Below are 13,015 nucleotides of genomic sequence, written 5' to 3'. Positions count from 1 at the left end.
ACCGCTTCTCTTCTGATTTCCTTCTATGGAATTTTTTTTTGCCTATTTTTCATTATACAGCTCCTGAATATGATGTTCCCATATCCGAAATACAGTTCTAATATTTTAATTGATTAAAGAATTTTTATAAAATTTAGGTTCCCTGTTAAGTATGTAGAGGAAAAAAGTCTGATAGACTAAACTTAAGAGATTCTAAGTTTAATAAGTTTATTGAATCTTTTATCCTAGAAGTATATTACGAAACTAATATTTTCAAATAATTAAACATAATTTTTAAATTTTAAGCTGTATCTAGTATAAATAACCTGTCGTAGCATTTTCTGAGTTAGCATGGTGAGTTTTTGGTTAGTGAAGAAAATGTAGTAAAGTAGTAGACTGGTCATAGTTTATTGTGTAGAAATCCTGTCGCAATTTTAATTATTGGGACAAATCTTTACACAAGATAAGGATTTGGAGCAATGAGTAATCTTTCAAAAAAGATAAAGATGAAATAAATTATTTTTTTTAGAGTTTCAGCAGTTGTTTTGAACTTTTTTGGGAAAAACATTATGTTTATTTTAATTGACATAGATAAGTAGTTTTTTTAAAAAGTTGTGGAAGCTTTTGAAATCATTGGTACTTTGAAGGGCTTCTTCTTTTTATATAAAAAAAATATAAAACAAAATTGTGATAGTTGTTTTTATTTAGCTTTTTATTTAAGATGTAATTTAGTTAAATTGTGTTGTGAAATATAGTAAATTTATTTTAAGATTTAAGAAATAAAAAAGTTGTAGGTGAATTATGAAAAATAATAATATTGTAATTATGTATGATATAATGAAAAATGTTAATAGAATTTATTTTAAGGCACAAAGTCTTGAAAATTCAGAAATGAAATGGAATTATAGTGGAAATGGGAACATAACAGTTATAAACGATTGTGAAAAAGTTTATTTTTCTGAGGAAATAATTCTTAGTGATGGATTAAAATATTTTGATAAAAAATTATGGAATTTTATGGAAGATTGTATAGAGTTTTATAGATATAGAAATGGGGAATATGAAAAAATATTTGAATTTTATTTAAAAAATGAAGAGTTTGTAGTAAAAAAAGATTATTGGTGTAGTCCTGATTTATATTTTGGAAATATTAAAATTATTGGAGATAAGATATGTTTTTCTGTTAGAATTGAAGGTACTAGAAAAAATGAATTATTAGAGTATGTTTATTTTAGAGATTCTGAATTAGATATTTTATAAATTTTAAATTACTTATTGTGTTAGTAAAAATTTAAAACTTTTGATCTTAATAGTTTCTTTACAAGATTTAGTATTATCTCTTGTTAGAAAATATTTTTAATGAATTTGTTACGTAACTTTAGTTTGATATAAATTAAGAAAAAATATTGGAAATAGAATTAGATTGAAATAATACATTTTTATAATATGATATATATTTTAAATTTATTTTGAAACTTTTTATAAAAAAACTTAAACTGATAATAAAAATGAGTTTGGAAATTTAGAAAGAGTTATAAAATACTATTTGAATAAAATTTGGCTAAAAAATATACAGAAATCGAACAGATTATATTTACTATGATAGAATGAAAAGCAGAAAGAGATTACTTGCTATTTGGATAAAAAATAATAAAAAAACGAATAAAATTATTAAGGAAAATAAAAAAATATAATATAGGATAAATGATATATCAGAAAAATTTTAAATTTTGGAAGTATTAAAATAGCATAAGAGAAATTAACAATAGACTTGTTCGGAAACATTATATTTTTTATCTCTAATAAGATATTTTACTACCTTCAGAGTAATATTTGTCTCATTGCATTTTCAAATTTAATATAGAATAGATTGTAAAATATATTGCGACAAACTAAAAAAATATAAAAACTTATGATAATTTCGTGTTAAAATGTTAATAACCACAAAAACATTAACGAAAGGAAATATATCATGAGCTATAAATATTTTACCATAAATGAAAGAAATAAACTAGAGGTCCTGCTAAAAGAAAATTACAAAATTTCTAAAATTGCCAAAATCCTTAACAGGCACAGGACTACCATTTATCGTGAAATCAAAAGAATTAATGGCGAATACTATTCTGAAAATGCTCAAGAAGATGCCAATACAAAATCTGCTAATAAAGGAAGAAACTCAAAAATTACTGCTGAATTGAAAAATCTGATAGAGGACAGGCTCTGCAAAACAGAGTCTTATAATCGGAGTATTAGCAGAGAATTAAAGAGGAGAATTGTGCTTTAAAATTATCAACAAATAGGAATAAGGAATTTTCATGCAGAGAAGAAATAGTGAAGATTTCTATTTTGTATATTTTTATTGTTCATGACAAAGAGGCTGTTATGATAATGACAGCAATCTTCTAAGAGAATTTTAAATGATATATTAGCGATAAAGATAGAAAAATTGATAAAAATCTTAATAATCATAAACTTAAGGCAAAAAAATGTTTAAATTATTCAATATAATTTGAAAAATTTTTGTATGAATTAATTAAAAAAAATTTTAGGAAATGTGGAAATTAATATTGCAATTTAGGGATATAATTACTTGACATAATTGAAAAAAGTTATATAATAATAATAGGTTTGTTTTAATGAAAATTTAAATTTTTTGAAATTATTAAAGGAAGTGAATTAAATGCGTGTAATTATTCTTAAAAATGCTGATGAAGTTGCAAAATGGAGTGCATACCAAATAGCTAAAAAAATATTGAAATTTAAACCTACAAAGGAAAAGCCTTTTGTATTAGGGCTTCCTACTGGTTCTACGCCACTTGCAACTTATAAGGAATTGATAAATTTGTATAATGAAAAAATTTTATCATTTGAAAATGTTGTGACTTTTAATATGGATGAATATGTGGGATTAAAGCCAGAAAATCCCCAAAGTTATCATTATTTTATGAATGAGAACTTTTTTAAATATATTGATATAAAAAAAGAAAATATAAATATTCTGAATGGATGTGCCGAAGATTTGGAAAAAGAATGTGAAGATTATGAGAACAAAATAAAGGCAGTAGGTGGAATACAGCTATTTTTAGGTGGAGTTGGAGAGGATGGACATATAGCATTTAATGAGCCGGGATCCTCACTTTCTTCACATACACGTGATAAAGAGTTGACTTATGATACAATCTTGGCAAATTCTAGATTTTTTGACAATGACATTGAAAAAGTGCCAAAACTGGCTTTGACAATAGGTGTAGGAACACTTATGGATTCAAAGGAAGTTATGATTTTGGCAAATGGCTACAAAAAGGCTCGTGCAGTTTATCATGGAGTAGAAGGTGGAGTAAATCATCTCTGGACAATTTCGGCTTTGCAGTTGCATAAAAGGGCTGTATTAGTAATTGATGAGATGGCAGCTTCGGATATAAAAGTTAAAACATACAGATATTTTAAGGAAATTGAGGCAAAAAATTTGAATTTGGAAGAATATAAAAAATATTTAATAGAATTATCAAAATAGAGAGGAATTATTGAAATGATTATAAAAAATGCAAAGATATTTGATGGAGAAAAGTTTATTGAGGAAGACACCGTTGTTTTGGAAGGAAAATTTATAAAGAAAGTAACGGATTTTTCATTGATTGATGAAAAAGAATTAGAAAATCAGGAATTGGTTGATGCCAAAGGGATGGTTTTGTCGCCAGGATTTATTGACTTGCAGATTAATGGATGTGGAGGAGTGTTATTTAATGATGATATTTCGCAAAAGACACTTGAGATAATGAATGAAACTAATAAGAGATACGGATGTACTTCGTTTTTGCCAACACTTATAACTTCTCCAGATGAGAAAATAGAAAAAGCTCTAAATCTTATGAATGAAATAAAAGATAAGGAAGAAATTGGAGTTTTGGGGCTTCACATAGAAGGACCTTATATAAGTGTAGAGAAAAAAGGAATTCATCGTCCTGAATATATAAGGGTTTTATCTGATGAAATGATAGAAAAAATAGCAAATGCAGGACCTGAAGCTACAAAAATAATAACAATTGCACCTGAAAAGGCTAAAGTCGAACATCTTGAAATATTAAAAAAAGCAGGGATTAATATTGCTGTGGGGCATACAAATGCAACATATAAGGAATGTATGGAAAAGAAAGACTATTTTAACTGTGCTACACATTTATATAATGCAATGAGAGCATTGGATTCGAGAGAGCCAGGAGTTGTAGGATTTTTATTCAATAATGACACTACAAACTGCGGAATAATAGTCGATGGACTTCACATGGATTTTGCTTCTGTGGAAATTGCTAAGAAAATATTGAAAGATCGGCTTTATCTTGTGACAGACGCTGTTAGTCCTGCTGGAACTGATAATATGACAGAATTTATGTTTGAAGGGAATAGAGTTTTGTATAAGGATGGTAAATGTGTTTCGCCAGAAGGGACGTTAGGCGGATCAGCTTTAGTTATGATTGATGGAGTAAAAAATCTTGTAGAGAAAGTTCATGTTTCGCTAGAAGAAGCACTTAGAATGGCTACTTCTTATCCAGCAGAGGCTGTAGCTGTGGATGAAAAATATGGATTTATAAAGGAAGGGTATGTTGCAGATTTGACATATTTTGATGATAAGTTTAATGTGAAGGGAACCGTAAGTAAAGGAAATTTAACAAAATATGAATAATATAATTTTAGTTTAAAATGCTTAAATTTATATAGTTAAGATTAATTAGATTTTCAGATTATTAAATAATATGTGGCAAAATTTAAAATTTTTAGAAAAAATTTTTAAAAATCTAAAAATATGTTAGAAAAATTTGAAAAAAAGTGCTTTTTTTGTTATACTTTAGTTGAAAAAATAGTTTAATAAAAAATCACTTTAAAACTAAATATAATTATTATTTATAATTTTATAAATTTAGTTTTTAAGTAGTTTTGTTGTATTATTATTCGATTTTAAAGTTGTATTACTATGTGTGGAATAATAGGGATTTCTTGATTTTTTAAAGAAATCTAGGGAATAAAATATATTAAGGAGACAAAAGAAAATGAAATTGAATTTTAATTATCAATTTGCAAAAAATTTTTTTAATGAAAATGAATTGAAACAGATTAAACCGTATGTAGAATTGGCAAATGAAGTACTGACTTCAAAAAGTGGAGCAGGAAATGATTTTTTAGGATGGGTTGACTTACCTGAAAACTATGATAAAGATGAATTTGCTAGAATAAAAAAAGTGGCTGAAAAAATTAAAAATGATTCAGAAGTCTTAGTTGTAATTGGAATTGGAGGATCGTATTTAGGGGCAAAGGCTGCAATTGAGTTTTTATCACACAGCTTTTACAATAACTTGCCAAAAGATAAAAGAAAAACTCCAGAAATCTACTTTGCAGGGACAAATATGAGCGGTGTTTATTTACAACATTTAATTGAAGTTGTTGGAGATAGGGATTTTTCAGTAAATGTAATTTCAAAATCTGGAACTACAACTGAGCCTGCGATTGCATTCAGAGTGTTCAAAAAAATGCTGGAAGAAAAATATGGAAAAGAAGAAGCTGCAAAAAGAATATATGCTACAACAGACAAGGAAAAAGGAGCATTAAAGACACTTGCTACAGCTGAAGGATATGAAACTTTTGTTGTACCTGATAATGTTGGAGGAAGATTTTCTGTATTGACTGCAGTAGGACTTTTACCAATCGCGGCGGCTGGAATTAACATTGATGAATTGATGGCTGGAGCAAAAGATGCGATGAATGACTTTGCAAATAAAAATATGGACGAAAATCAGGCTTTACAATATGCGGCTGTGAGAAATATTTTACATAGAAAAGGAAAAGACTTGGAATTAATGGTAAATTATGAGCCAAGAGTTCATTATTTGGCAGAATGGTGGAAACAATTATTTGGAGAATCTGAAGGAAAAGATGGAAAAGGATTGTATCCAACTTCGGCAGATTTTTCAGCAGACTTGCATTCACTGGGTCAATATATTCAGGAAGGAAAAAGATTATTCTTTGAAACAGTAGTTTCTATTGGAAAACCAGAAGTGGAATTTGTCATTGAAAGTGATAAAGATAACCTTGACGGACTAAACTTTATTGCTGGAAAAACATTGGATTATGTAAATAAAAAAGCAACTGATGGAGTAATTTTGGCACATATTGATGGAGATGTACCTAACTTAGGCGTAAACATTCCTGAAGCCACTCCTTATCATTTAGGATATACGTTCTATTTCTTTGAAAAAGCATGTGGAGTAAGTGGATACCTTTTAGGTGTAAATCCATTTGATCAGCCAGGAGTGGAAGCATATAAGAAAAATATGTTTGCGTTATTAGGAAAACCTGGATATGAAGAAGCTGGAAAAGAATTGGAAAAAAAATTGAACGAAGTTAAATAATTTAGGTAAACTGGGAAATTAATTTTACTAGGAAAGAAGGTGGCTGATTTGGGATATTTTTTTCAAGTCGCCATCTTTTGTTTTTTGTTGTATATTTTATTAATTTTGGAAAGGATGTAGAAAATGACAAAAGAAAATTTGTGGAAAAATTATACAGACGAGCAAAAGAAAGTAATTTTTGACTTTGCTGAAGATTATAAAAAATATTTGGATTCTGCCAAAACTGAGAGAGAATTTGTGGATTTAACAGAAAAGGAACTTAAAAAAAATGGCTTTGTCAATATTAATGAAAAAAGTGAATTGAAAAAAGGGGATAAAATTTATTTTAACAATAGAAATAAAAACATCATTGCAGTAATTGTTGGAAATGATATAAAAAGCGGGATTAATATGATTGTTTCTCACGTAGATTCTCCAAGACTGGATTTAAAGCCAAATCCGATAATGGAAGAAGAAGAATTTGCACTACTAAATACGCATTATTATGGTGGAATTAAAAAATATCAATGGGCTGCAACTCCGCTTGCATTGCATGGTGTTGTTTTCTTAAAAAATGGAGAAAAAGTAACACTTTCTATTGGAGAAAAAGATGACGAGCCTGTATTCAGTATGCCTGATATATTGCCGCATTTGTCTTACAATGTGCAGGATGAAAGAAAGGCAAGAGATGTTATTAAAGGTGAAGAACTGAAATTATTATTTGGAAATATGCCTTTAGATGATGAAAATGTAAATAAAAAAATAAAGCAGTTTGTGCTTGATAAGTTGAAAAAAGATTATGGAATAGAAGAAGATGATTTCTTTACAGCAGAGCTGGAAGTTGTGCCAGCTGGGAAATTGCGGGATGTGGGGCTTGATAAGAGCATGATTGGAGGATATGGTCAAGATGACAGAATTTGTGCATATACTTCGCTTAGAGCCTTGTTTGATATTAAGGAAACTGAGAAAACTGTCATGATTTATCTGACAGATAAAGAAGAAATTGGAAGTGAAGGTTCTACGAGCTTGAAGTCAACATTACCTGAATATGTTGTTGGGAAAATGCTGTTACTTACAGAAAAAAATTATAATGATCAGATATTGAGGGAAACTTTGTGGAACTCAAAAGCATTGTCATCAGATGTTACAGCTGCGTTAAATCCTGTATTTAAGTCTGTACATGATCCAGAAAATGCAGCAAGACTGTCTTACGGACTGGCGTTTGCAAAATATACTGGAAGCCGTGGAAAAGCTATGGCAAACGATGCTGATGCAGAATTTATTCAGGAAATAAGACAAATATTTGACAAAAATGAGATTAAATATCAGTCGGGTGGCTTTGGGAAAGTAGATGAAGGTGGTGGAGGAACAGTTGCTAAGTTCTTGGCTTACTACGGAATCAGAACGATAGATGCAGGGCCTGCACTTTTATCAATGCACTCTTTATTTGAAATCTCGTCAAAAGCAGATTTGTATGAAACATACAGAGCATATAAAGTATTTTTTGAGCTAAATTAGGGAGAGTAGATAATTAGGAGAAAAAATGGGCTATAAAATTATAATTTATAAAGATAATAAATTCTACAAGGAAGAGAATTTAAAACAAAATTGGGAAAATTTTATATATAAATGGGGAAATGTCGAGTCAGGAAGTTATTTTTTTGAAATAAAGGATGAGGAAAGTGGAACAATAAGCGGTGTGACTTATAGTCATACAGCACCTTTTGCAAAAAGATTTGAGGCAGTAGTGGATGAAAACTTGCTGCCAAAATCAATAACTGGATTTCAAAAAGGAATAGATATTTATGTAGAATATTCTCCCTCAAAAAAGATATTTTCATTAACTAAAATGAAATTTTACAGAATGAATTTGGATATTGCTGATTTTGGACTAGAAAAGGCGGATAAAGTTGAAATTGCAGGTAACTTTAATAATTGGAAGCCTGATACAGAACCTATCCATCATTTTGAAGGAACAAACTATAAAGTAGTACTTGCTTCGCCTGAAGGAGTTTATGAATATAAATATCTGATTGATGGAAAATGGTATCCTCAGAATGAAAATAGAAAACTGGTTATTGGAGAAAATGGAGCATTGTTTCCACAAGGAGATTTTGGAACTGGAAAATTTGTGTATGAAGCAATAGATAAAAATACTGATTTGAAGGCGATAGTACATGATTATAACAGTTTGCAATATTTTAATAAATTGTCGGATAGTGAATATGAATTTAAAATAAGAACTCAGATGAACGATGTGGAACGTGCCTATGTTAGTGTAGTTCTACATGAGGAAGATAATTATGAGATGATTTATGAACTAGAAAGATATCAGGATAAGACAAATGGATTTGATTATTTTGAAAGGATAATAAATTTTGGTAAAGAAGCTAAAAAGCTCTTGTATTATTTTATTCTTGAAGATAATGGCTCAAGAGCATATTTTAACGGAGAAACATTGAGCTATAGCAAACCAAAGAGATTGATTGTGAATACGACTTCTAAGGATATACAGCTATTTGATGTACCAAACTGGGCAAAAGAGGCAATCTGGTACAATATTTTCCCAGACAGATTTTACAATGGAAATCATTATAATGATCCAATTTTTAATGAATTTGGACCAGAAGCATTTAAGCCAAATAGACTTCACGAACAGAATTTTGTAGAAGAATATAAATGGGAAAAAAGTAACAATGTGCTTAGTCAGTTTGATAGAAACAGATGGACTGCTGACTTTAGGGAACAGGTAATTTGGGAAAAACTAGGTGAGCGTGAAATTGATTACAGTTTGAAATATGCTAGAATGTATGGTGGAGATTTGCAGGGAATAAAAGAAAAAATACCATATATGAAGGAATTGGGAATTAATGCAGTATGGCTAAATCCAGTATTTTTCTCATATCAAAACCATAAATATGGAGCAAATGACTTTAGACATATTTCACCAGACTTTGGAACGATAAAGACAAGTGGAAAAACTCATGGCGTGGAAATTAATAAAAACAATAAATATGGGAATAAGTCGTATGTAGATGTACTTAGAAATAAGGCTTCGACAAGTAGTGAGCTAAAACTTCTGCAAGTAAACCTGAATGGTGAAAATCGTGGGAAAAATGGTTATGGGGAAACAGAAGATCCATCAACTTGGGTTTGGACAGAATCAGATTTGATAATGGTAGATTTGATAAAGGAATTTCATAAAAATGGTATCCGTGTAATTTTTGACGGGGTTTTTAATCATAGCAGCAATGAACACTGGACATTTAATATGGTGCTTGCGGATGGCGAAAATTCTAAATACAAGGACTGGTATAAATTTACAGATTTTGGAGAACATATCCCAATAACAGATGAAATGAATGAAGAGCAGGCATTTGAAACTTTAATTGCAAACAGAAAGAGAACTGCTTACAACGCTTGGGCAGGATTTGATTCGCTTCCTGAATTTAACACATTTAATCAGGAGTACAAGGAATACATTTTCAATATTACAAGAAAATGGATGTATGGGCCTGACGGAAAAGAAAGTGAAAACTGGATGGATGATGACGGGATTGACGGATGGCGGCTAGATGTACCAAATTGTCTTGAAAATCAGAATTTCTGGAATGAATGGCGTGAGGTTGTAAAGGGTAGCAAAAAAGATTCATACATAACTGCTGAACTTTGGGGAAATGCTTCGGCCGATATTAATGGTGGAAATAAATTTGACACTGTAATGAATTACGAATGGTTAAAAACAGTCATTGGCTTCTTCATAAATCAAAGCCATGAAGGTGGAGTAAGATATAAACTGAAAGCACAGGATTTTTTCAATGAACTTAGAGAAAAACGAACTTGGTATCCATATCAGGCGTTGCAGGCGAGCCAGAACTTAAACGGTTCACACGATACCGACAGGCTTTATTCAAGAATTGTAAATGATGTGCTTGGAAGAAATCTGGAGGAAGGAAAACAGCTGGAAAAAGGATATAACGGAATTCGTCCAGATTTAGCTTCAAATTATCATCCAAACACAACAATAGACTGGCGAAACAGTTTAATTAAGCCAAAAGATATACTAAAATTAATTTCAATATTCCAAATGACTTATATTGGAGCACCAATGCTGTTTTATGGTGACGAAGTGGGAATGTGGGGAGCAACAGACCCATATTGCCGAAAGCCGATGTTATGGAATGAATTTTTATATGATGATGAAAAAAATCCGTCTCATGTTAACCAAAACGAAATTTATGAGCAAAAAGTCGACCGTGATTTATTTGAATGGTATAAAAAATTAATAAAAATCCGTCTTGAAAATAAAACACTTGTTTATGGTAAGTTTAGAGAAGTGTTTGCTGACAACGAAAGAGACATAATTGCATATGAAAGAGTAATTGAGGATCATTCGATTATTGTTATAATAAATAATTCATTTAACAGCTGCGAAAATATCGAATTTGAGACAAATTATCAGGATGAGAGATTTATTGATCTGGTAACAGAAGGCAGAACATTCAGAACAAGTTCAGCTGGAAAAATCAAGTTGGATTTAAAAGCCAAGGAAGGGATGATTTTGCGAAAAGTTAGGATAGATGGAGATTATGAATAAAAATATTATTCATAAAATATAAAAAAATAGGGAGCTAAATTTATTGGCTCCTTATTTTGTATAAATTTTATTTTTTAGAAAAAATAGTAAATAAAAAACAGCCCATGAGAAAGAGGTATAAGGACTGTCTTTTATGACCAATTTTTTCTTCAGTTGTGATATATGAAAAGATTAATAATACTAATAATATTAACATAATAATTATAACAAAAAATTCAAAAAAAATCAATACTTTAATAAATAATTTTTATCTAGTTCAATTAATACTATAATATTGTTATTTTTTTAGTTTTATGATAAACTATTCAAGTATAAATATTTTTTAAAAACATTTTTTGGGGGAAAAATGAGGGGGAGTAAAATAGAGTTAGTATTGGAACAAGATATGGCCGAAGAGCAGGAAAAAGGGCATAGAGAAAGGTTAAGGCAACGTTTTTTATCTACTGGGACAAAAGGTTTTTTGGATTATGAACTTTTGGAATTGTTGCTAACCTATACAGTTATTAGAAAAAATTGTAGAGGAATCGCTAAGAGCCTCTTAAAGAAATACGGTGATTTATATACGATTTTAAAACAGCCGGAAGAAGAATTGCGAAAAAATAAATATATGACTGAGAGAGCAATTGTATTTTTTAAACTTTTATTTGAAATTATAGAAAGTGAACTTTATAAAAAAGTACATAATAAAAAAATTACATTGTCAAGTAATATTAAATTATTGAATTATTTAAAATTTTCTCTTTTAAATAGAGATGTTGAAGTGTTTAAAGTATTATTTCTGAATACTCAAAATGAATTGCTGAAGGAAGAGGAGCTATTTTATGGGACGATTGATAAAAGTACAGTTTATATTCGTGAATTAGTAAAAAAAATTTTAGAATATAATGCAAAAGCAGTGATTTTAGTACATAATCATCCATCAGGCTCTTTGAGACCATCAGAATCTGATATTTTATTGACAAAAAAAGTAAAGGAAGTTTTTGAAAGTCTGGAAATACGTTTGCTTGATCATTTAATAATAAGCGAGAAAGGATATTTTAGCTTTTTAGAAGGTGGGATATTATGAATATAATAAATATAAAATTTAGAAAAACGAAAAAAGTTTATCCGTTTATGATAAATGAAACAGAGAATTATAAAAAAGGGGATTATGTTCTTGTAGACACAATCCGTGGAGAACAGATAGGAATAGTTTTAGGAGTTGCATTAAATAAAGAAAATAGTGAACAGAATGATTTGAAAATTAGAGAAGTTAAAAGAAAATTATCAAAAAAGGAAATAGAAAAATTATCTGAGTTAGATAAAAAAGCTGATGATGCATATTTTAAGTGTAAAAAAATTGTTAAAAAACTTCTTCCTGAAATGAATCTTGTTATTGGTGAATATACATTTGATGAAAGTAAGTTAATATTCTATTTTACAGCGAACAATAGGCTTGATTTTAGAGAACTAGTAAAGGAAGTGAATAAAACTTTTAAAAAACGGGTAGAGTTTTATCAAATTAAAACAAATGATGAAGGTAGAATTTTATCTGCTTTTGGAAAATATGGAAGAGAAATATATTGGTAGTATTTTAGAAAGGAAATAAAAATATATTATTTAAATTACTAAATTTTTTTAATTTTATCAATTTAATTTTGAGAATTTTTGAATATTGATATAAATTTTTGAAAAAAGAGTTGAAATATTAAATAATATATGATATACTTATCAAGTAATAAAGTACGTGGTCGCATAGCTCAGTTGGGAGAGCACCTGCCTTACAAGCAGGGGGTCACTGGTTCGAGCCCAGTTGTGACCACCATTTATTTGGAGGTGTAGCTCAGTTGGTTAGAGTGCTTGCCTGTCACGCAAGATGTCGCGAGTTCGAGTCTCGTCACTTCCGCCATTATGCCCAGATAGCTCAGTCGGTAGAGCAAGGGACTGAAAATCCCTGTGTCCGTGGTTCGATTCCGCGTCTGGGCACCATTTTTAAAACAAAATATATTTTATTATATGAAATACAATTTGTTAGAGATAATAAATTGTATTTTTTACTTATAACAGAATATAAGTTTCT

The 13,015-nt window shown here is 29.5% G+C and carries 9 protein-coding genes and 3 tRNA genes; all 12 read left to right on the top strand.

Annotated features, from left to right (window positions below; all coding sequences use genetic code 11):
• Positions 1-780: 780 nt before the first annotated feature.
• The 12 genes from ACEG17_RS08570 (at position 781) to ACEG17_RS08515 (ending at position 12,924) form a co-directional block, all read left to right on the top strand.
• Positions 781-1,239 (top strand): hypothetical protein, encoded by a 459-nt coding sequence (locus ACEG17_RS08570; protein ID WP_372583380.1) that lies wholly within the window; start codon positions 781-783, stop codon positions 1,237-1,239.
• A gap of 712 nt (positions 1,240-1,951) precedes the next feature.
• The gene (locus ACEG17_RS08565; protein WP_372583379.1) at positions 1,952-2,263 is read left to right on the top strand and encodes a helix-turn-helix domain-containing protein; all 312 of its coding nucleotides are present in this window, start codon (positions 1,952-1,954) and stop codon (positions 2,261-2,263) included.
• Positions 2,264-2,659: 396 nt separating this feature from the next.
• Positions 2,660-3,493: a glucosamine-6-phosphate deaminase gene (nagB, locus tag ACEG17_RS08560; protein WP_299572812.1), complete on the top strand. Its 834-nt coding sequence runs from the start codon at positions 2,660-2,662 to the stop codon at positions 3,491-3,493.
• Between the two features lie 15 nt (positions 3,494-3,508).
• On the top strand, positions 3,509-4,660 hold the full coding sequence (gene nagA / locus ACEG17_RS08555) for an N-acetylglucosamine-6-phosphate deacetylase (protein ID WP_372583378.1): 1,152 nt from the start codon (positions 3,509-3,511) through the stop codon (positions 4,658-4,660).
• A gap of 364 nt (positions 4,661-5,024) precedes the next feature.
• Complete coding sequence (locus tag ACEG17_RS08550) at positions 5,025-6,380, top strand: glucose-6-phosphate isomerase (RefSeq protein WP_372583377.1); 1,356 nt, start codon at positions 5,025-5,027, stop codon at positions 6,378-6,380.
• A gap of 123 nt (positions 6,381-6,503) precedes the next feature.
• Entirely contained in the window at positions 6,504-7,877 is a 1,374-nt protein-coding gene (locus ACEG17_RS08545; RefSeq protein WP_372583376.1) for an aminopeptidase, read from the top strand.
• 25 nt (positions 7,878-7,902) lie between these two features.
• Entirely contained in the window at positions 7,903-10,956 is a 3,054-nt protein-coding gene (locus ACEG17_RS08540) for an alpha-amylase family glycosyl hydrolase (protein WP_372583375.1), read from the top strand.
• A gap of 346 nt (positions 10,957-11,302) precedes the next feature.
• Complete coding sequence (radC, locus tag ACEG17_RS08535) at positions 11,303-12,022, top strand: RadC family protein (protein WP_372583374.1); 720 nt, start codon at positions 11,303-11,305, stop codon at positions 12,020-12,022.
• Complete coding sequence (gene ricT, locus ACEG17_RS08530) at positions 12,019-12,525, top strand: PSP1 family protein (protein WP_147006274.1); 507 nt, start codon at positions 12,019-12,021, stop codon at positions 12,523-12,525. Before radC ends, ricT begins: the two co-directional genes overlap by 4 nt.
• 159 nt (positions 12,526-12,684) lie before the next feature.
• Positions 12,685-12,760 (top strand) — tRNA-Val (locus tag ACEG17_RS08525).
• A 7-nt stretch (positions 12,761-12,767) separates the two neighbouring features.
• Positions 12,768-12,844: transfer RNA gene (locus ACEG17_RS08520), tRNA-Asp, on the top strand.
• Positions 12,845-12,848: 4 nt separating this feature from the next.
• Positions 12,849-12,924 (top strand) — tRNA-Phe (locus tag ACEG17_RS08515).
• Positions 12,925-13,015: the final 91 nt, after the last annotated feature.

Source organism: Leptotrichia hongkongensis, assembly GCF_041538065.1.
Taxonomy (GTDB): domain Bacteria; phylum Fusobacteriota; class Fusobacteriia; order Fusobacteriales; family Leptotrichiaceae; genus Leptotrichia; species Leptotrichia hongkongensis.
The sequence above is the reverse complement of the archived record's forward strand: the minus strand, read 5'-3'. Positions and strand labels throughout refer to the sequence as shown.